Source organism: Rhodoferax sp. GW821-FHT10B06 (assembly GCF_059415605.1).
On record NZ_JBWKNO010000031.1, the window covers coordinates 1 to 20383 of the forward strand.

The window sequence follows — 20383 nt, forward strand, 5'->3', positions numbered from 1 at the left end:
CTATCGCTGGCCGTCGTACCGATGATGCCCAGCGCCTTGTGCTTGGCCAGATCGTAGGCCTGCAGACCCGCGCCGCGCCGACCGATGAACAGATGGCCGCGCGCGGCATCCAGTGACACATAGTCCCAGGCCGAGCCCTTGCCAGGAATCGCCGTAGCGTTATCCAGATGCCAGCCATCAAACGCAGCAGCGGGCAGGGGCAGGGAAACAACGGCTGCGACAGCGGCCGCCACGGAAAGCAATTTGCACACGGACATAGGAACTCCTAAAGATTGGAGCCCGCATCCTAGGAGAAACCCGAGCATCCGTTCTGGGTAGAAATGCCTACGTAAATTCCACATCGCACCCCGTTGCCTAACCTTTGCTCAGGGGCCTTGCAAGAGCTTTTGGCTGGGCTGCGACAGAAGTTTCAATAGATAACTTATTTGTAATCTATCCATCACTGCTTTGTTAGCGTGCGCTCCATAAAATTTGGTTGAAGTACCAGGAACTCAGCGCATCCATGCTTCGTATCAATCGCGTGCCCAGGAGCATCCGCTCCGCCTTTATATTTCTCCTGGCGTGGCGGGCAATGGGCGCTGGCGCCATAGATCTATTGGACTCCTGGCGCGCTGCACGCACATACGACGCAACATTTTCCGCCGCCGAGGCTGAATGGCACGCAGCGCAAGAAAAAATCCCCCAGGCAGACGCGATTTTTGCATCCCATGTAGACCTTGTAGCCAGCGCAAACGATGCCAGAAAGGACTACCAGTCTGGCAATCAGCTCATACAGGCCAGTACTCAGAAACAAGGGCAGCAGGCCGTCGCCAGTATCGTTTGGTCAAAGCCGATCTACGACGTCACGAGTGCTGTCAAACGCGACCGTTTGTACCGCGAAGCGGAGCAGGCGCGCGTGCAATACATCCAGGCACAACAGAACCTCATATTGGGCGTCGCAAAGGCCTACTTTGACGTACTGCTAGCTCGGGACAATGTTCGCTTGGCGGGTGCACAAAGGCAGGCGGTCGGTGAACAGCTGGGGCTTGCCAAGCAGTCGTACGAACTGGGCTTGACCAGTGTGACCGATGCCGATGACGCGCAAGCGCGCTACGACGGCATCGTGGCGGCGGAAGTCGCGGGCAAGACGGATCTGGCCAACAAGTCTGGTGTTTTTCGACAGCTGACCGCATTGGAGCCCACGCAACTGGGTGAGGTGTCCCCACTGCTGGCGGACCGAGCCGGCGATGCTGAGCACCTCGCGGCACTGGCAGGCCAGGCAAAAGATGCCAATCTGAACGTCCAGCTGCTCATGCTCGGTGTGGATATTGCGCACCGCACGGTGGACCAGTACCGGCTGGCATCGTCACCGGTGGCCACGTTATTCGCCAACTACGGCAACCAATTGGATACAGGCAGTATTGCCAGTTCCGCGGGGCGTGACATCACACGCAGCGCATCCATCGGTGTCCAACTGTCGATCCCATTGTGGGACGGAGGAAGTCGCAATTCATTGCTACGCCAGGCGATAGCGCAGGAGGACCAGCAAGCGGCCTTGCTAGAAGCTACGCGACGCGACGCGGAGCGCCTGGCTATGAACTACTTCAACAATATCCGCGACGGTGTGCTGCGCATTGCTTCTCTTGATCGGGCCAGAGCATCAGGTGAAAACTCCGTGAATTCCAACCGGATTGGGCGTGAAGCGGGCGTGCGCACCACGATCGACGTACTCAACGCCGAGCAGACTTACTACCAAACGCTCTACAGCCTGTCTGCTGCGCGCTATGACCTCATGTTCAACCGCTTGCAGTTGGCTGCCACGGTGGGCGCACTGAACGAGGTAGTGCTTGGTGAAGTCAATTCCAGCATCACCAACCCCTGAGACTATTCTTATGTTTGTGTTCATTAAAAAGCGACCTGCTGTGCTGTTGGCATGGTTGGTAGGGGTACTTGTCTTGGGTGTGGGCGTCATTGCTTTTTACCGGAATACAGCTCCTGTCAAGAAGTCCGCACCTGCTGCAATCCCCTTGGTCAGCGTGGCAGTAGCCCAGGTACGGGATCTGCCTCTCAAACTCGGAGCACAAGGACATCTGGTTGCGTTGACCCAGGTGGACGTGCGGCCTCAAGCGAACGGCATCATCCGCTCCATCCATTTCAAGGAAGGGGATGAGGTGAAGGCCGGCCAATTGATGTTCACCATTGACGCTACCGACGTGGCGGCACAGTTGGCGCGGGCACAGGCCAATGCGGCACAGACCAAGGCGCAGCTGGACGAGGCTCAGCGAGATTTGTCCCGCACACAGCAGTTGGCGAAATCGCGCTTCTATTCGGCCAGCGCTGTCGATACCAGTTTGAGCAAGGTCGAGTCGCTGCAGGCACAGCACCGCGCCGCACAGGCCGACATTGAGAATACAAGAGTCCTGGTGGACCATACCCGGATCGCCGCACCCATGAGCGGCCTGACTGGACCGCTGTTGGCCCACGTGGGCAGTTTGGCCCAGCCTGGAGCGGCAACGGCGCTGGTCAACGTGGTCCAGGTGGACCCCATCGGCGTGGAGTTCAATCTACCGGAAATTCATCTCTCGGAGGTGCTCGCCGCAAGGGCGAATAACAACATACAAATTGCTCTGGAGGCACCAGGTGGGAAAACCGTCGAGGGTAAGCTGATATTCATAAACAATACAGTGAACACAGACACTGGGACTATTGGCCTGAAGGCGTCATTTCCCAACGCGGCAAAAGCGCTATGGCCAGGGGCCTACGCAAAGATACAGCTGGTCGCGGGCGTCAACCGCGGCGCAGTCACCTTGCCACCACAAAGCGTGCTGGATGGCCCCAAGGGGAAATTCGTCTTTGTGGTGGATGGGCAGAACAAGGTCGCGTCTGTGGCTGTCAACTTGCTGCGCATGCAAGACCAGCTCGCCATTGTGGAGGGCCTTCAAGGCGGAGAGCATGTCGTTTCCGAAGGGCAACTTACCTTGAAAACCGGCATGCAAGTCCGCGTGGCCAAGGTGCCTGAACCGGGGAGTGCGGTCACTTCGGCGAGCGGGAGCGCGCCATGAGTATTTCTCAGGTATGTCTGCAACGTCCGATTGCGACCATGCTGTTCTGGATCAGCGCGGTGGTTGCCGGTTTTGTATGTTGGATGAACCTGCCGATTTCCGCCTTGCCCAAATACGATACGCCAACCATCCAGGTCAGCGCGAACTTGCCCGGGGCCAGTCCCGACAATATGGCGACTTCGGTGGCCACGCCGCTAGAAAAGCAGTTTTCTGCCATTCCAGGTCTGATCACGACCAGTTCTTCCAGTATCCAGGGTGAAACCAAGGTAACGCTGGAGTTCGATGCGAGTCGGGACATTGATTCGGCCGCCGCGGACGTGCAGGCAGCCTTATTCCGTGCGACACGCTCGCTGCCTAGCGAGCTGCCTGCGCCGCCGTCTTACAGCAAGGTCAATCCTGCGGACGCGCCGATTTTGCTGGTCGCGCTGAGTTCTCCCATGCTGTCGTTCGCAGACCTCAATGCCTACAGTGACAATCTGGTGGTGCCCGCTCTTGCCAGCATTTCAGGCGTGGCACAAGTGCAGGTGACGGGACAGAAGCGCTATGCGGTGCGTATCCAGGCCGACCCCGCAAAGCTGGTAGCTGTGGATCTCACGCTGGACGAAGTGGCTGCCGCGCTCAAGAGTGCGAACTCGAATACGCCGATTGGTCAGCTCGACAACCGGCGGCAAATGTTGACGGTGCAGATGAATGGCAATCTGATGAAGGCGTCGGACTTTTCCCGCGTCACCGTTGCGACTCGGCAGGGACGATCGATCCGTTTGTCCGATGTGGCAACGGTGCTGGATAGCATAGAGAATGTGCAGAACACAAGTGCCATCAATGGGCATCCTTCGATACTGTTGAATGTGCGTCGCCAACCAGACGCCAACACAGTCGCGGTGATCGATGCCATTCGAACGACTCTGCCGAGGCTGCAGGCGCAACTGCCAAGCTCAGTATCCATACAGACCTTGAGCGATCGCTCCATTTCCATCCGCAACGCGATCCACGACGTCAATCTCACCATGCTGCTGACCATAGGCTTGGTGGTGATGGTGATTTTGCTGTTTCTTCGGCGCATAGCCGCGACCTTCATTCCGTCATTGACGGTGCCCATTTCACTCTTCAGCACGTTCGGACTGATGTACGCCCTGGGCTTGAGCTTGGACAATATTTCCTTGATGGGCTTGACGATCGCGGTGGGGCTGGTGGTGGATGACGCTATCGTCGTTCTTGAAGCCATCATCGTCTACATTGAACGCGGCCTGTCTCCCGCGGAGGCTGCAGCCAAAGGTGCGCGTGAAGTGGGCTTTACGGTCATGTCGATTTCCATTTCGCTGGTGGCTGTCTTTATTCCGATCTTCTTTATGCCGGGTACCGTGGGGCGGCTGTTTCATGAGTTCGCGGTCGTTGTGTCTATATCCATCTTGGTGTCAGCTGCGGTGGCCTTGACGCTCATTCCCATGCTGGTTCCGATGCTCTTGAAAGAAGCTACCCTGCACAAGCCTGAGCCCTGGTGGAGTCAGTTCTTCGAGCGGGCGTTCGAGCGCAGTCGCGCTGCTTACGTGCGGGCACTGGATACAGCCCTGCACCACCGCAATGTGGTGCTGCTGGTGGGGGCGGTGACTTTCGCATTGACCGGGTGGTTGTACGTCACCGCACCCAAAGGCTTCTTTCCTCAAGAGGATATTGGACAAATTACGGCCAACGTGGAGACTGCGCAGGACATGTCCTATTTTGGGCGCCTTGCCGTGATTCAGCAGATCGAACAGTCCGTCATGAAAGACCCGAATGTTGCAGGTGTTGCCACCAAAGTGGATCACGACACAACCCAGCTGGTGATCGATTTGAAGGATCGCAGCCAGCGTCCCTCCATGGATGCCGTGCTACGCCAGTTGCGGCAGGAGACCAGTTATCTGCCCGGTATCCGGGTCTTTTTCAGCCCGGTTCAGAACCTTCGAGTAGGCGGGCGGTCGTCCAAGAGCACATACCAATACACCTTGCAGTCGGTCAGTCCGAACGCATTGGATGAATGGGCCGAAAAATTGGTCGAGGCTCTGCGCTCTTCGGATGTGCTGGTCGGAGTGAACAGCGATTTCCAGAAAAATGGTTTGGAAGCACAGTTGTCCGTGGACCGTGAAAAAGCTGCGCAGATGGACGTGGATTTGGCCACTGTGCGCACCACACTGTATGGAGCCTTTGGAAGTCGGCAAGTGGCCACCATCCACGCGCCGGAAGACAGCTACCAGGTCATCCTGGAGGTTCCCGATGCGAACAAACAGGACGAAAGCGATATCTTGGCTATCCAGGTGCGAAGTGCAACGGGTAAGGCGGTTCCTCTCAGTGCGTTTGCCACCGTCACTCGGGGTAAGGGTGTGGTTGCCGTAAACCATCAGGCGCAGTTGCCTGCGGTAACCTTGTCTTTTGACCTAGCGTCGGGCAAATCCTTGTCGGATGCGGCGGCGGCAATCAACGCAGCCCAGGTTCAATTGAACATGCCAGCAACGATTTTTGGCTCCTTTAGTGGCCAAGCTGCATTGTTTCAGCAGTCTCAGACTTCGCAGCTGTGGTTGATTCTGACGGCCATTGCGGTCATCTACGTCATTCTTGGCATGCTGTATGAGAGCTGGATCCACCCCGTGACGATTCTGCTAGGGATTCCTTCGGCGATGGTGGGCGCGCTGCTGGGCCTGCGCATGGCTGGCATGGAGGTGAGCTTCATCGCCATGATCGGGATTTTGCTGCTCATCGGTATCGTGAAGAAGAACGCCATCATGATGATCGACTTCGCCATCTCGGCGCGCCGCGAGCAGGGGCTGACCTCGGTCGATGCCATCAGGCTGGCCTGCAAGCAGCGTTTCCGGCCCATCATGATGACAACCATGTGCGCGTTGATGGGTGTACTTCCCATCGCGTGGGGCCTTGGGGCTGGTGCAGAATTGCGCCAACCTCTTGGCGTGGCCATCGTGGGCGGCTTATTGCTCTCCCAACTGATCACACTGTTTGTCACGCCGGTTTTGTACATATGGTTTGACCAATTTTCCTGGGGGCGGAAGCACGTGGTACCCACCGAGGCATCTTTGGAAAGCGCCACTCTGATAGCGGATGGACCAGGTTGAGCTATGCCTCGCATTTTGTTGGTTGAAGACCAGGCGACTGCCGCGCGCTACCTCTCCAAGGGGATGGGCGAGGCCGGCTTGATTGTTGACGTGGCGCTCAATGGTCCTGACGGGCTGCATTTAATGCTTACCGTTGACTACGACCTGGCCATCCTGGACATCATGCTGCCGGGTTTGGACGGTTGGAGCATTCTGGAAACTGCCCGCAAGGCTGGACGCGCAACGCCAGTTCTTTTCCTCACGGCCCGCGATGATATTGACGATCGTGTGCGGGGTTTGGAGGCAGGCGCAGACGACTATCTGGTCAAGCCGTATGCGTACCCGGAACTGTTGGCACGCGTACGGGCCATTTTGCGACGCCACACTCCATCTTCATCTCACGTATCTTCGAATGTACTGTGCGTGGGAGATCTATCTCTGGATCTTTTGAAACGCCGCGTGACTCGTGGTGCGGACAAGATCGAGTTGACCAGTAAGGAGTTTGCATTGCTTCGCCATCTCATGAGTTTTCCGGGCGAAGTTCAGTCTCGTACGGTGCTGGCATCCCGTGTGTGGGAGATGAATTTTGATTCGGACTCCAATCTGGTTGAGGTCGCTATCAAAAGGCTGCGCGTGAAGATTGACGATCCGTACCCGACCAAGATGCTGCATACGGTGCGGGGTGCGGGGTATATGCTTGATGTACCGCAGGCTTGATCCGCGTTGCTGGTCGTTGGGCATAAGGCTTACCGCCTATGTGTTCGGCGCTACCACGATCATCCTTTGCGTTGTGGGATGGGCGCTTTATCAGCTGCTCACGCACCAACTGTGGGAAAAGGATGAAGCCAATATCCGGTCCATCATGGACATCGAGTCTGCCATCGTGCGGGCGATGGATGTAGGCGAAGGCCCTGACCGTTGGCAGAAGGAATGGGCTGAGCACACGGAACGGGACAAGGATCTTTCTCTGCGATTGCTCGCACCGGATGGGCACGTGTTCAGTGTTTCGTCGAATATGGCAATTCCCGAAGCGGCCTTTCCGGCGCCGAAACCTCGCCCACCGGTGCGGCAGTTCGTCTTGCGACGCGGCTCAGAGCATGGGCGCTACATGCTCGCGGCCGGCTTGGTTGCTACCCCGTCCGGTGACATTTGGCAGCTGCAAGCAGCTTACGACGTTACCGACAGTCAAGAGCTCATAGAGACGTTCGGACGGTGGTTATTGTTCGTTGTGGGAGCAGCGATGCTGGTGGCCTGTGCGTTTGCCGCATACCTGGTCCGCCGCGGCCTGAGGCCTCTGCGGATCATGACGGAGGCTATTGGCAATATCAACGCTAGCAAGCTCGATGCGCGTATTGATAGCCAGGTGTGGCCTGCGGATCTGCGCCTGCTGGCCCAGTCTTTCGACGGCATGCTGTGTCGCTTGCAGGCGGCATTCGAGCAGCTGTCTCGATTTTCTTCGGACCTGGCGCACGAATTCCGCTCGCCTATCACCAATCTGGTGGCTGCTGCCGGCGTCATGTTGTCGCGAGAGCGCACTATTGGCGAGTACCAGGATACTTTAGCCGTGGTGGTGGAAGAAGGCGACCGGCTTTCGCGCATGGTGTCGTCCATGCTGTTCCTGGCGCGTGCGGACGAAGCCAAGCAGGTATTGAATTTCGAAAGCATCTCGCTGAAGACGCAGCTTGAACAGATCGCCGAAACTTATGAGGCAGTGGCTGATGAGCATGGTGTCACCTTGGAGGTCGCTGGTGAGGGCTGGGTGTCAGCCGATCCTATGTTGTTGCGTAATGCGCTGTCGAATCTGGTGTCTAACGCGCTACACCACACGGCCCCTGGCGGACGGATCAGCTTGACTGCTAAATCATTTGAAGACGGTGTTGAAATCGCTGTCAGTGACACGGGTTGTGGCATCGAGGCCGAACATCTGCCGCATATTTTTGAGCGGTTTTACCGTGTCGATACAGCGCGCAGTTCGGGTGATCGCACCGGCTTGGGCCTGGCCGTTGTGTCGTCGATTGCGGAGTTGCACGCAGGGAAGGTGACTGTGCAAAGCACACCGGGGGTGGGTTCCCGTTTTGCATTCTGGCTGCCGCTTCGGTTATGAAGTCACAACGCCAAGTTGGATGCATTTATCCCTGGCATTGCACTTCAATTTCAATTCTTCCTAGTTATTCCAGCAGGGATGGTTTGACAAATTTTCAAAAAAGTAGGCGTCAATATGAAATGGTTTTCCAATTTAAGAATCGCAAACAAGCTGGTCGTGGGTTTTTTGGCCATGCTCATTTTGTCGGTAATTGTGGGAGTTTTTTCCATAACCCAGCTATCGGCAGTGAGTCAAACCTCTACCGTGATCGCCTCGAACTGGCTGCCTAACATCAGCAATGCCCTCAAGATGAAGGTGACCCTGGCCCGCTACCGTCTCTCTGAGCTTCAACATATCTTGGCGCATGAAGATGACGTGCTTTTGGATGAAGCGCAAAGCCTGACGGTGCGGATGGCAGAGCTGAAGAAATACCAGGCTGCCTACGATGCAACGCACACCACCCAGGCCGACAAAGATTTGTCGCAGGAATTTAGCCAGACCTTGGCTGCCTATGCCGATGAAGACAAGCAAGTTGTCGCCTTGTCTGGTGACAATAAAAAAGAAGAGGCGCGCCTGCTGATTCGCGCCAATTCGACCTTGCTGTATCGAAAGCTCAACGCCCAAATTGACAAGATGGTGAAAACCAATGAGGAGCGTGGCGTGGATTCGGAAGCCGCCGCCATTGCTACCTATGGCGCGTCACGATCCTGGATTATTGGTTTGCTCGTCGCCAATGTGGTGATTGGCTTGCTGCTGGCGCTGTGGTTGGCGCGGACCATGTCGCGTCCTATCAGCCAAGCTGTCGAAATTGCCAGACGGGTCGCCATGGGTGACCTGAGTGGTCATATCGTATCGATGTCGAAAGATGAAATTGGGCAGTTGCTCAACGCATTGCAAGACATGCAGGCAAGCCTGGTAAAAGTGGTATCCGAAGTGCGTGAGGGTGCAGAAGGTGTCACCACCGCCAGTGCAGAAATTGCGCAAGGCAATAGCGACTTGTCCGGTCGTACCGAGCAGCAGGCCAGCGCATTGGAGCAAACCGCCGCTTCGATGGAAGAACTGTCCAGCACCGTCAAGCACAACGCCGATAACGCCCTCCAGGCGAACCAATTGGCCGCCAGCGCATCGACTGTCGCCATCCAAGGTGGCGAAGTGGTCAGCCAGGTGGTAGAGACCATGAAGGGCATCAACGACAGCTCGAAGAAGATCTCCGACATCATCAGCGTGATCGACGGCATCGCCTTCCAGACCAATATCCTGGCGTTGAACGCCGCCGTGGAGGCCGCACGTGCCGGTGAACAAGGCCGCGGTTTTGCCGTGGTCGCCAGCGAAGTGCGTAACCTGGCCCAGCGCAGCGCCACCGCCGCCAAGGAAATCAAGGTACTGATCGACAACAGCGTAAGCCAGGTAGACCAGGGCACGGCCCTGGTGGCCAAGGCCGGCAGCACCATGACCGAAGTCGTGGCCTCCATCCGACGCGTGACCGACATCATTGGCGAAGTCAGCGCCGCCAGTACCGAACAAAGCCAGGGCGTGGCACAAGTGGGCACAGCCATTACCCAGATGGACCAGGTCACGCAACAAAACGCCGCCCTGGTCGAAGAAAGTGCCGCCGCCGCCGGTAGCCTGAGTTTTCAGGCACAGCAATTGCTGCAGTCGGTGGCCGCTTTCAAGCTGGGTACCAGCAGCTAGCTAGTGTGGTCTGGTGACGTTTGACTAGGCTCTTGCCATAGCGGTCTGCACGGTGATATTGCGAGCGGCAAACGAAATCGAGGCATTGACGGAAACCGTGGCTTGAGCATCCAGCCAGCGGATTTGGCGCGTACGGCTGCGGTCTACAGCTGAAAGCCTGAATGTCATATGTTGTCTATCCGGAAAGAAAAAATGAATCTATCCAACTTTAAGATCAGCGCCAAGATCGGTATGGGCTTTGGCATCATCGTGGCCTTGGTTTTTGCGCTGGGTACGATGGCGTTGATCCAACTCGCAAACGTGGCACAAACTGCAGAGCAGCTTGCCGCCAACAACTTACCCAGTGTTGAGATGGCGGCGCAAATTCAAAGCCTGCTCAACCAAGTCCGCCACCTTGAAGCCCGCCATGTCTTGTCTAGCGACACTAACGAAATGGATGCAAGGGAGGCTGATATAGCCAGCATCCGCAAAAAGCTGGTGGATTTGGAGCCCGTGGCCATACCGCTGTTTAACTCCGAGTTCGAAACCAAGGCATGGGCTAGCTACAAAGAGCACCGTGATGCATGGTATGCGCAGTGGGACAAGCTGCGCCCCATTTCTCGCAAAGGCACTGAAGCCGCAGAGGAAACTGCCAAGATATTCAATGGCGACTCCCAAAATGCCTTCACTGCGACCCTCAAAAATATCCAAGACTTGAGTGACTACAACAAAAAAGAGGGGGACTCCTCGTGGGAAGAGGCAAAAGCCACCTACGGTAACGCCCGTCTGATGGTGCTTGCCAGTATCGCGGTCGCCGTGGTCATGGCTGTTGTCTTGGCTATTTTGATTGCACGCGCGATTGCGCGTCCGATTGGAGACGCCGTCCAGGCTGCCAACAATATTGCCCAAGGTGATATGACGATGGCATTGCATGCCCATGGGACGGATGAAACTGCTCAGTTGCTGCAAGCGCTGGAAGCGATGCGCGCCAGTTTGATGCTTGTGGTGGCCAATGTGCGCCAAGGGTCAGATAGCGTGGCGACAGCCAGCGCTGAAATCGCACAGGGTAACCACGACCTATCGGCCCGTACCGAGCAGCAGGCCAGCGCCCTGGAAGAAACCGCGGCCTCGATGGAGCAACTCAGTTCCACCGTCAAACACAACGCGGACAACGCACGGCAGGCCAATCAACTGGCGCTGAATGCCAGCACGGTGGCTGTCAAAGGTGGTGATGCTGTCGCCCAGGTGGTGCACACCATGAAAGAGATCAACGACTCTTCGCGCAAGATCTCCGACATCATCAGTGTGATCGACGGTATTGCCTTCCAGACCAATATCCTGGCGCTGAATGCGGCGGTGGAAGCGGCCCGTGCAGGCGAGCAGGGACGTGGCTTCGCGGTGGTGGCATCGGAAGTGCGCAGCTTAGCCGGCCGCTCCGCCCAAGCGGCCAAAGAAATCAAGGAACTCATAGGCGCCAGTGTGGCGCGTGTTGAGCAGGGCACGGTGCTGGTGGACCAGGCGGGTGTCACCATGGCCGAGGTGGTGGGATCTATCAAACAAGTCACGGACCTCATGGGTGAAATCAGCGCAGCCAGTTCTGAGCAGAGTACCGGTGTGTCACAGGTTGGCGAAGCGGTGGTTCAGATGGACCAGGCCACGCAGCAGAATGCGGCGCTGGTGGAGCAAATGGCGGCGGCGGCTGGCAGCTTGAAGACCCAGGCCGAGGAGTTGGTCAGCACGGTAGCCGTGTTCAAGCTGCCCGCTGGCGTCAAGAGCGGGCACAGTATCCGCGCAGGTGCACCTGCTCAAGGGGCGACGCAAACAGCATCGCCTCTCAAGCGAGCGCTACCTCGTCCCGTGCAACAGGCAGTTTCCGGCACCCGCAACTTGGCGACGAAGTCCAAGGTGGCAGCTCCATCCCATGTGCCCAAAGCTTTACCACGCACTTCCGCGGGACAAAGCGAGGGCGAGTGGAGCAGCTTCTGATGTCGGCGCAAAACCCTGAAGAAGAAGAGAGCGGACAATGAAAAGTCCGCGCTATTGGCTCTGGCGCAGACCATGAACGAAATGCGCCCTCTTCGAGGGCCGCTTCAGGCTGGGTACGGTCGTTGGCAGGCGCTTGGCGAATAGGTACTATCGGCCAAGAGCGGTCGTCCATTTTGCATCCCCACTCTAGTCAAAGACGTTCAACCTGTGTGTTTACATCATTTTGAACATTGCCTCGACAGGCAAGGTCAACGGGATGCCCCGGGTACAGGTCGCTTGGGTGTGAGCCGACCTCTGAGTTTGAGGCCATCGCGCATGTTCATCACGATGAGTGAAAAGTTCACTGCCCCCGCCAGCAGCTCCAAACCTTGCAATGCATAGAAAACGCCGTCGAAACGACCGGCATTGGCCCACGATGCCAGCACGAAAGCGCTGGGCAGCAGCACCAACAGGCCGTTAGCTGCCACCATCTTCATGCGTTGGCCCTTGACACTGACGAGGCGACCGCCACGACCCTTCGCAAGTGAAAAGCCACTACCGCCCGTGGCAGCCATCGACGGGGTCAATAGCCACATACCGCTCAACACCGCATTCTTGACGGCAGCGACACTTGCCTGATCCATGAAGAACTCCGACACGACGGTCGATAGCCAGAACGTGGTGATGCAAAGCAGCGCGACAGATCCGAAGATTGCATGGAATTTCGATTTCATGATTTGACCTCTGAAGAGGGGTTGACGGTCTGCAGCTCGCGCAGCATTGATTGGAGCGTTTGGGTGACAGTGCTGGATTGGGCAGCAGGTATCAGCGCAGCCAATTCGGCAGCTTGAGCGGTCCAGATGGCATCGGCCTTGCGGTATAGGGCCAAACCTTGTGGCGTCAAGGCGTAAAGCGGCGAACGCCGATGCGCTGGATTCGGATGAGCCTCGGCAAGCCCCTGTTCGAGCAGCAGATTGAGTTGCTTTTGCGCGCCCTGCCGCGTGACGCCCATCGCTTCGCCCACCTGAGGGGCGGTCAGTGGCGTGCCGGCCAGCGCTATGGCGCCCAGCATCTGCCAGCGCGCGCTGGTCAGACCGAGCGGCGCGACCAACTGGTCGCCCCACTGCAACAGCACGCCGTTCAGGCGAAACACGGATAGCACCAGCTGGGTGACGGCTACGGCGCCTAGGTTGGGTGCAGAAGGAACTGGATTTTTCCGATTCATGACAACTAGTTTCCATTATTGGAAACTAGTTGTCAATATGGGTGCGCAAGTTCACGAAAATTAGCCGATCACGTAACGAATGGTTCCCGCTGAGCCCAGACTGTCCGCTATGGGCCGAGGCTGTGTGAAAACACTCAAACATTTATTTACGTTGACTCAAATTATCGGCAACTGACTGACCAGGACAGCCACTCCCCGGACGTTCTGAGTTGTTGCTCTGGCTAGGGAACTCTAGCGCAGCCCCATACTCTGCAAGGTAGCGCTACACTTCCCCATAAATGTCCTTCCACCGCTCAGCCCACCGCTGCATGACCACATTCCTGGTGGTCCTGTCGCTGCTGTTTTCACAGCTGGCGTTGGCGAACTACGTCTGTCCCAGCACATCGGGTGCGGCAGCTATGGTGGAAAAAATGGCTGCGGGCGAACCCTGCGAAGGCATGGACATGGCCCAGCCTGTGCTGTGCCACCAGTTCAAGATGGATGCGCCGCAATCGGTTGAGCAGGCAAAGGTGGCAACTCCCACGCTGCTCGCCATCATCCAGGTACTGGTTGTACCCGCGGTACTTGATGCTGCTAGCACCGAAGCCCTGACGGTTGAGGCAACCGCCGAAGCTCGACCGCCTCCCGACCCTATCTTCCTTTCTACCCTCCGACTTCGCGTCTGATATCTCCGTGAACTAACAGGCGCTGGCGCAGATTTTCTGCTCGCCAGCAGACATCCTCGTTCGTTTTCGGAGCTCCTATGCCTCTGTTTTTTGGGCGTGCTGCCATTTGGGCCGCCGCATTTTTGCCGTGCTTTGTTGCAGCGGCACCTCTTTCCCTTAGCGATGCCATCGACTTGGCGGTCCAACGTTCAGAAGCGTCTCGTTCGGCCCGGGCCGGTGTGGACAGCGCCAAGCACATGGCATTGTCGGCAGGCCAGCTTCCTGACCCGAGCTTGCGCGTCGGTATCGAGAACCTCCCGGTAACGGGGCCTGACCGGCTCCATACTGCCAGTGACTCCATGACGATGAAGCGTATTGGTATCAGCCAGGAATGGCTGTCTGCCGGGAAGCGCGCCACCCGCCAGGCGGCTGCCGAAGCCGTCGTCGTTCGCGAAACCATTCAAGTACAAACCGCTCAGGCGGACACCCGCCTGCAAACCGCACTGGCCTATGTGGACGCGTTCTTTGCCAGCGAGTCGCTGAAGCTCAGCACCCTGATGGAACACCACGCCCATGAGGAATTGGCGGCGTCCCGTGCCCGGCTGTCCTCGTCTACAGGTAACAGCCAGGACGTTTTATTGCTAACCGCCGCCAGCGGCATGGCTGCAGACGATACGGCAGAGGTTTTGCAGCAACAAACCAGCGCCAGGCTCGCCTTGCAGCGCTGGACTGGTATGGCAAACGAAGAGCTACAGGTTATTGGCAAACTGCCATGGCCGACCGAAGCGGACTACGTGGCAGCAGCCCCGACAGTCGTGGCGCTACGCCGGGATGTGGAAGTCGCACGTCAATCTGCTGCCGTCGCAGCAAGTAACCGCCAGGCGAACTGGACCTGGGAAGTGGCTTACGGTCAGCGCACAGGCTACTCGGACATGGTATCGGTAGGCGTCACCATTCCTTTGCAGATTGCCCCATCGCAACGCCAGGACCGAGAAACCGCCGCCAAGTGGGCCATGGTCGAAAAAACCGAAGCTGAGTTGTCGGAAGCCATCCGCAATACCACCACCGAGTACCGACGCCTGGCCAGCGATGCCGGGCGTCTGCAAACGCGCATCGAGCGCTACCGCACCGCAGTGGCTATCCCTGCCACCCAGCGCACAGCCGCAGCGACCGCAGCTTACGGCTCCAACCAGGACAACCTCGCCACCTTGTTTGAAGCCCGGCACGCCGAAGTGGATGTGCAACGCAAGCTGCTGGCGTTGCAGCGGGATTGGACCAGAACCCAGGTCCAGTTGGCCTACAAACCGCTAAGCCAGGGAGACGCACCATGAAGGCCCGCCACACTACACTTGTTGTTCTGCTAGGTGCTGCATTAGCAGCCGGTGGTTTCCTTGCAGGCCGCCACATGGCTCCCACCAGCATGGCTCCGTCCACGGAGACAACGGCCTCCGGCAATGGCAAGGTTTTGTACTGGCATGACCCCATGGTCCCCGGCCAACGCTTTGACAAGCCTGGCAAATCCCCCTTCATGGATATGCAGCTCGTACCGGTGTACGCGCAAGACGCGGACAACACCACTGGAGTGACCGTCAGCGCAGCCGTGCAGCAAAACCTGGGTATCCGCTATGCGATGGTGCGCCGGGTGGAACTACCTTCCACGTTCGATGCGGTAGGTACCGTGCAGTTTGACGAGCGCTTGGGTGTCGCAGTCCAGACCCGCGTGGCCGGGTACGTGGAGCATTTGGGGGTACGGGCACCTATGGAGCGGGTACGCAAAGGCCAGGCACTGGCCACGGTGTTTGCCCCTGAATGGCTGGGACCGCAAAACGAACTCCTGGCGCTCCAGCGCGCCAATGTCTCGCCAGACCTGATTGCCGCTGCGCGTGACCGGATGCGTGCCATGTCAATTCCGGCAGACCTGGTACGGCGCAGCGAAGAAGCCGGCACCGCGCAAGCGCGCTTCACCCTGACGGCACCCGCTAGCGGCGTGGTGGCCGAATTGGGCATCCGGGAAGGTGTCGCTGTGACGCCCGGCATGACGCTATTCCGTATTGCCGGGCTGGAGAAAGTGTGGGCCGTGGCCGAAGTGCCGGAAGCCCAGGCGCTGCGCCTCAACCCGGGACAAAACGTGACGGTCACTCTGCAGGCCGATGCCTCGCAAACCTTCAGCGGGAAACTACAGGAAATCCTGCCCGAAGTGAACGCCGCCACGCGCACCCTCAAGGCACGCTTCGAAGTGGACAACCGGGCTGGCAAGCTGACACCCGGCATGCTGCTCAACCTGCAGGTTGCTGGTCCCAAGGCGGCCAGCCTGGTGCTGCCATCCGAGGCCGTGATTCGCACCGGTAAACGGGTGGTAGTCATGGTCCGCAAGGAGAACGGAGCGTTTGAGCCGCGTGCGGTGTCTGTAGGCCGGGATGTGGGTGACGAGACAGAAATCCTGCAAGGCCTCAGCGAAGGGGAACAGGTAGTGGCCAGCGGCCAGTTTCTTATCGATTCCGAAGCTAGCCTGCGCTCCGTACTGGGTAGCATGGCTGCGCCGGTTTCCGCTCCCCTTGCCACCTCGGGAATCCATGTGGGTGAGGGCAAGGTCGAAAGCATCAATGCCGAGGCCATCACGATTTCGCACGGCCCCATCGCTTCCCTCAAATGGCCGTCCATGACCATGGGCTTTGGCAAGTCAGAACCCCAGGCCTTTGCCGGCATCAAGCCAGGCGACAGAGTGCGCTTTGAATTCAAGGAAGGTGGTGCCTCCGGCTACGCTTTGGTCAAGGTGCAGCCATTGCCTGCCGGAGCCAAGCCATGATTGCCGCGCTGATTCGCTGGTCGGTCGGCAACCGCTTTCTGGTGCTGATGGCCATGGTCTTCCTGGTGGCCCTAGGTCTGTGGTCGGTCTCCAAAACCAGCCTGGACGCCTTGCCAGACCTGTCGGATGTGCAGGTCATTATCCGCACGCCCTATCCGGGCAAGGCACCGCAGGTGGTGGAAGACCTGGTGACCTATCCGTTGACAACGACGATGCTTAGCGTACCAGGCGCCAAGACGGTACGCGGCTATTCGTTCTTTGGCGATTCCTTTGTCTACGTGCTTTTCGACGACAAGACGGACCCGTACTGGGCCCGCTCGAGGGTGGTGGAGTACCTGAACCAGGTGCAAAGCAAGCTGCCTGCAGGTGCCAATGCCTCCCTGGGGCCAGACGCCACCGGGGTCGGTTGGGTGTTTCAGTACGCGTTGGTGGACCGAACTGGCCAGCGCGATATTGGGCAGCTGCGGGCCTTGAACGATTGGTTCCTGAAGTTTGAACTCAAAACCGTACCGGACGTAGCCGAGGTTGCCAGCATCGGTGGCATGGTGCGGCAGTACCAGGTGGTGCTCGACCCCAACCGCATGCGGGCGCTGGGCATCACCCAAGGCATGGTGGTAACAGGGCTGCAGAAAGCCAACCAGGCCTCAGGCGGCTCCGTGGTCGAACTGGCCGAGGCCGAGTACATGGTGCGCTCGCGGGGTTACCTGCAATCGCTGGACGACTTCCGCAGCATTCCGCTGGCCGTGTCCGGCACGACCCCTGTGCTCTTACGCGACGTAGCCACAGTGCAAGTCGGTCCCGAGATGCGCCGCGGCATTGCCGAACTGGATGGCGAAGGCGAAGTCGCTGGAGGGGTGGTGGTGATGCGTTCCGGCAAGAATGCCCGCAGCACCATCGAAGCGGTGAAGGCCAAGCTGGAGGCGCTCAAACCTGGCCTGCCTGCGGGGGTAGAGGTCATTCCCACCTATGACCGGTCCCTGCTGATTGACCGGGCGGTGGACAACCTGCGTTCCAAGCTGCTGGAGGAGTTTCTGGTGGTGGCCCTGGTCTGCGCCATCTTCCTGTTCCACCTGCGCTCGGCACTGGTGGCGGTCGTGGCTCTGCCTATTGGGATACTCGCGGCCTTCATCGTCATGCACTGGCAAGGCGTCAACGCCAACATCATGTCGCTAGGTGGTATCGCCATCAGCATCGGTGCCATGGTGGACGGTGCCATCGTCATGGTGGAGAACGTCCATAAGCATCTGGAGGCGTTTGAAGTCCAACATGGACGCATGCCCACCTCGGCAGAACGCTGGCAACTGGTAGGCGCGGCCTCGGTCGAAGTGGGGCCAGCCTTGTTCTTCTCGCTGCTGGTGATTGCGCTGTCCTTTGTCCCGGTGTTCTCTCTGGAAGCCCAGGAAGGACGTTTGTTCTCGCCGCTGGCGTTTACCAAAACCTATGCCATGGCAGCGGCTGCCGGGCTATCTGTAACCTTGGTTCCGGTGCTGATGGGCTACCTCATCCGCGGCCGTATCCCGCATGAAGCGGCCAATCCGGTGAATCGCTTTCTGATGGTCGCCTACCGGCCTGCGCTGGAAGCGGTGCTGCGCTTCCCCAAAGCCACGCTGGCGATAGCCGCTGTGCTGCTGGCACTCACGGCCATTCCGGTTCTGCGCCTGGGTGGGGAGTTCATGCCTGCCCTGGACGAAGGCGACCTGCTGTATATGCCATCGGCACTGCCTGGCCTGTCTGTTTCCAAGGCAGCCACGCTGCTGCAGCAGACGGACCGGCTCATCAAGACCGTGCCTGAGGTGGACCATGTCTTCGGCAAGGCGGGCCGTGCGGACACCGCGACCGACCCTGCGCCGCTGGAGATGTTCGAGACCACTATCCAGTTCAAGCCGCGTGCGCAATGGCGCGTGGGCATGACGCCGGACAAACTGGTGGAGGAACTGGACCGGGCAGTCAAGGTACCGGGATTGACCAATGTTTGGGTGCCCCCCATCCGCAACCGTATCGACATGCTGGCCACTGGCATCAAGAGTCCGGTCGGCATCAAGGTGGCCGGGGCCGACCTCGCCACCATCGACCGGTTGACCACGCAAATGGAGGCCGCTGTGAAGAATGTGCCCGGTGTCTCGTCCGCGCTGGCGGAACGGCTCACCGGTGGCCGTTATATCGATGCCGAGGTAGACCGCCTGGCAGCTGCACGTTATGGATTGTCAGTGGCGGATGTGCAGGCCGTGGTCTCCACCGCCATCGGCGGCGACAACGTCGGCGAAGTCATCCAGGGACGCGAGCGCTATCCCATCAACGTGCGCTACCCCCGGGAGGTGCGCGACTCGCTGGAGCGCCTGCGCGAATTGCCCTTCGTGACGGACAAGGGCGCCCAGCTGCTGCTGCAGGAGGTCGCCAAAATCACCATCGCAGAAGGTCCGCCGATGCTGCGCAGCGAGAATGCCCGCCTGTCCGGCTGGGTCTATGTGGACGTGCGAGGGCGAGACCTGCGCTCGGTGGTGCACGACATGCAGGAGGCGGTCGCCAAGGCCGTGGTCTTGCCGGCAGGCTATGCCGTGTCGTGGTCCGGCCAGTTTGAATATATGGAGCGCGCGACCGAGCGGCTCAAGCTGGTCATTCCGGTGACTTTGGCGGTCATATTTGTGCTGCTTTACCTGTTGTTTGTATCGTTCACCGATGCTGCGCTGGTGATGGCGGCTGTGCCGTTTTCTCTCATCGGGGGGTTTTGGCTGGTATGGACACTGGGGCATTCCGTGTCGGTGGCCACCGCAGTCGGGTTCATTGCACTGGCAGGGGTAGCGGCCGAATTCGGCGTGGTGATGCTGGTCTACCTGAAGAACGCGCTGAACCGACGGCTAGAGACGGGGGAGCCCATGGATGACACCACCTTGCTGGCAGCCATCCGCGAAGGTGCTGTGCTGCGCGTGCGCCCCAAGGCGATGACGGTGGCGGTGGTGATGGCCGGCCTGTTGCCTATTCTGTGGGGCAGTGGCACCGGCTCGGAGGTGATGACTCGGATTGCCGCCCCCATGGTCGGAGGCATGGTGACAGCGCCCCTGCTGAGCATGCTCGTCATGCCTGCAGCTTGGTACCTACTGCACCGAAGGCGTTCCGTTTCGTCCGAGCTTCGGCAAACCCCTTTGACCCCGTCGGCGGCTTGAGCTGCCAACCCTTGTATCCATTTTTATTACCGGAAAGACCCCAATGAAACTTCTACAGACCGTTGTCACCGTAGCTTTGCTCACAACTAGCGTCGCACATGCGCAAACCTCTTCGGGGATGAAGCCCATGCAAGCCGCACCATCCACTTCCGCTGCCGCCATGCCCCCAACCGAGGGTGAGGTCAAGAAAATCGACAAACCTCAGGCCTTGGTCGTGCTCAAGCATGGAGACATCCTCAATCTGGGAATGCCTGCGATGACCATGGGATTCAACGCGGACCCGCAAACACTGGACCGGCTCAAGCTAGGCGATAAAGTCCGCTTCAACGCAGATATGGTGAAGGGAAAGGCGACCATCACCAAGATTGAAGTTATACACTGAGGCTGGGCGGTGACCCATACGACAGGGTTTGACCTCGACTGTCTGCTCCTGGTCGACAGCCGCCGAACAACAGGCTCATAGCAAACGGCAGCTATCAGCGGCGGATTCAACCGGTCAATGCAACACACTACCCCTGCTTAGGCAGAAGGAGTGTTGCATATGCAGTATCGGACACGGACTTACTACACGAATACCCAGAAGGCAATGATGTGGGAGCGCTGGAGAGATGGCTGGACTCTTCACCAGATATCGGTATCAGCCTGTTTCCGGACGACGGGCAGGATGTTGAGACCCTGTTGATGAACGCCGACGCGGCGATGTATCG

Annotated in this window: 15 protein-coding genes; 12 read left to right on the plus strand and 3 right to left on the minus strand. The window is 58.6% G+C overall.

Features of this window, described 5'->3' with window-relative positions:
• Positions 1–257, minus strand: a 257-nt coding sequence (locus AC07O2_RS25730; protein ID WP_495077058.1) for a hypothetical protein, incomplete at its 3' end; no start/stop codon positions are given.
• Positions 258–502: 245 nt separating this feature from the next.
• Between AC07O2_RS25730 and AC07O2_RS25735 the strand changes: the two genes are divergently transcribed.
• The 7 genes from AC07O2_RS25735 to AC07O2_RS25765 all read left to right on the plus strand — a co-directional run bounded on the left by AC07O2_RS25735 (position 503) and on the right by AC07O2_RS25765 (position 11861).
• The gene (locus AC07O2_RS25735; RefSeq protein WP_495234957.1) at positions 503–1861 is read left to right on the plus strand and encodes a TolC family protein; all 1359 of its coding nucleotides are present in this window, start codon (positions 503–505) and stop codon (positions 1859–1861) included.
• A gap of 10 nt (positions 1862–1871) precedes the next feature.
• Positions 1872–3041, plus strand: a complete 1170-nt coding sequence (locus AC07O2_RS25740; RefSeq protein ID WP_495234958.1) for an efflux RND transporter periplasmic adaptor subunit — start codon at positions 1872–1874, stop codon at positions 3039–3041.
• Positions 3038–6142, plus strand: coding sequence for an efflux RND transporter permease subunit (locus AC07O2_RS25745; protein WP_495234959.1), 3105 nt, complete (start codon positions 3038–3040; stop codon positions 6140–6142). Before AC07O2_RS25740 ends, AC07O2_RS25745 begins: the two co-directional genes overlap by 4 nt.
• A 3-nt stretch (positions 6143–6145) precedes the next feature.
• Positions 6146–6838 carry a heavy metal response regulator transcription factor gene (locus AC07O2_RS25750; RefSeq protein WP_495234960.1) on the plus strand — a complete coding sequence of 231 codons (693 nt, stop codon included), beginning with the start codon at positions 6146–6148 and terminating at the stop codon, positions 6836–6838.
• Positions 6822–8225, plus strand: a complete 1404-nt coding sequence (locus AC07O2_RS25755) for a heavy metal sensor histidine kinase (RefSeq protein ID WP_495234961.1) — start codon at positions 6822–6824, stop codon at positions 8223–8225. The genes AC07O2_RS25750 and AC07O2_RS25755 overlap by 17 nt, the downstream gene beginning before the upstream one ends.
• Positions 8226–8339: 114 nt before the next feature.
• Complete coding sequence (locus tag AC07O2_RS25760) at positions 8340–9896, plus strand: methyl-accepting chemotaxis protein (RefSeq protein WP_495234962.1); 1557 nt, start codon at positions 8340–8342, stop codon at positions 9894–9896.
• A 192-nt stretch (positions 9897–10088) separates the two neighbouring features.
• Positions 10089–11861: a methyl-accepting chemotaxis protein gene (locus AC07O2_RS25765; RefSeq protein WP_495234963.1), complete on the plus strand. Its 1773-nt coding sequence runs from the start codon at positions 10089–10091 to the stop codon at positions 11859–11861.
• A gap of 248 nt (positions 11862–12109) precedes the next feature.
• Here AC07O2_RS25765 and AC07O2_RS25770 read toward each other — a convergent pair whose 3' ends face one another.
• Positions 12110–12574: a hypothetical protein gene (locus AC07O2_RS25770; RefSeq protein ID WP_495234964.1), complete on the minus strand. Its 465-nt coding sequence runs from the start codon at positions 12572–12574 to the stop codon at positions 12110–12112.
• Entirely contained in the window at positions 12571–12993 is a 423-nt protein-coding gene (locus tag AC07O2_RS25775; RefSeq protein ID WP_495099437.1) for a MarR family winged helix-turn-helix transcriptional regulator, read from the minus strand. Before AC07O2_RS25775 ends, AC07O2_RS25770 begins: the two co-directional genes overlap by 4 nt.
• Positions 12994–13373: 380 nt before the next feature.
• Here AC07O2_RS25775 and AC07O2_RS25780 point away from each other — a divergent pair, with 380 nt between their 5' ends.
• The 5 genes from AC07O2_RS25780 to AC07O2_RS25800 all read left to right on the plus strand — a co-directional run bounded on the left by AC07O2_RS25780 (position 13374) and on the right by AC07O2_RS25800 (position 20058).
• Entirely contained in the window at positions 13374–13730 is a 357-nt protein-coding gene (locus tag AC07O2_RS25780) for a hypothetical protein (RefSeq protein WP_495234965.1), read from the plus strand.
• 77 nt (positions 13731–13807) lie between these two features.
• Positions 13808–15040: a TolC family protein gene (locus AC07O2_RS25785; protein WP_495234966.1), complete on the plus strand. Its 1233-nt coding sequence runs from the start codon at positions 13808–13810 to the stop codon at positions 15038–15040.
• Positions 15037–16515, plus strand: coding sequence for an efflux RND transporter periplasmic adaptor subunit (locus AC07O2_RS25790; protein WP_495234967.1), 1479 nt, complete (start codon positions 15037–15039; stop codon positions 16513–16515). Before AC07O2_RS25785 ends, AC07O2_RS25790 begins: the two co-directional genes overlap by 4 nt.
• On the plus strand, positions 16512–19676 hold the full coding sequence (locus AC07O2_RS25795; protein ID WP_495234968.1) for an efflux RND transporter permease subunit: 3165 nt from the start codon (positions 16512–16514) through the stop codon (positions 19674–19676). Before AC07O2_RS25790 ends, AC07O2_RS25795 begins: the two co-directional genes overlap by 4 nt.
• A 43-nt stretch (positions 19677–19719) precedes the next feature.
• Positions 19720–20058 carry a copper-binding protein gene (locus AC07O2_RS25800; RefSeq protein ID WP_495234969.1) on the plus strand — a complete coding sequence of 113 codons (339 nt, stop codon included), beginning with the start codon at positions 19720–19722 and terminating at the stop codon, positions 20056–20058.
• The last annotated feature ends 325 nt before the right edge of the window (positions 20059–20383 follow it).

Coding starts and splice junctions, on each gene's coding strand:
- AC07O2_RS25735 (WP_495234957.1), top strand. CDS start 503: ATGCTTCGTATCAATCGCGTGCCCAGGAGCATCCGCTCCGCCTTTATA.
- AC07O2_RS25740 (WP_495234958.1), top strand. CDS start 1,872: ATGTTTGTGTTCATTAAAAAGCGACCTGCTGTGCTGTTGGCATGGTTG.
- AC07O2_RS25745 (WP_495234959.1), top strand. CDS start 3,038: ATGAGTATTTCTCAGGTATGTCTGCAACGTCCGATTGCGACCATGCTG.
- AC07O2_RS25750 (WP_495234960.1), top strand. CDS start 6,146: ATGCCTCGCATTTTGTTGGTTGAAGACCAGGCGACTGCCGCGCGCTAC.
- AC07O2_RS25755 (WP_495234961.1), top strand. CDS start 6,822: ATGTACCGCAGGCTTGATCCGCGTTGCTGGTCGTTGGGCATAAGGCTT.
- AC07O2_RS25760 (WP_495234962.1), top strand. CDS start 8,340: ATGAAATGGTTTTCCAATTTAAGAATCGCAAACAAGCTGGTCGTGGGT.
- AC07O2_RS25765 (WP_495234963.1), top strand. CDS start 10,089: ATGAATCTATCCAACTTTAAGATCAGCGCCAAGATCGGTATGGGCTTT.
- AC07O2_RS25770 (WP_495234964.1), bottom strand. CDS start 12,574: ATGAAATCGAAATTCCATGCAATCTTCGGATCTGTCGCGCTGCTTTGC.
- AC07O2_RS25780 (WP_495234965.1), top strand. CDS start 13,374: ATGACCACATTCCTGGTGGTCCTGTCGCTGCTGTTTTCACAGCTGGCG.
- AC07O2_RS25785 (WP_495234966.1), top strand. CDS start 13,808: ATGCCTCTGTTTTTTGGGCGTGCTGCCATTTGGGCCGCCGCATTTTTG.
- AC07O2_RS25790 (WP_495234967.1), top strand. CDS start 15,037: ATGAAGGCCCGCCACACTACACTTGTTGTTCTGCTAGGTGCTGCATTA.
- AC07O2_RS25795 (WP_495234968.1), top strand. CDS start 16,512: ATGATTGCCGCGCTGATTCGCTGGTCGGTCGGCAACCGCTTTCTGGTG.
- AC07O2_RS25800 (WP_495234969.1), top strand. CDS start 19,720: ATGAAACTTCTACAGACCGTTGTCACCGTAGCTTTGCTCACAACTAGC.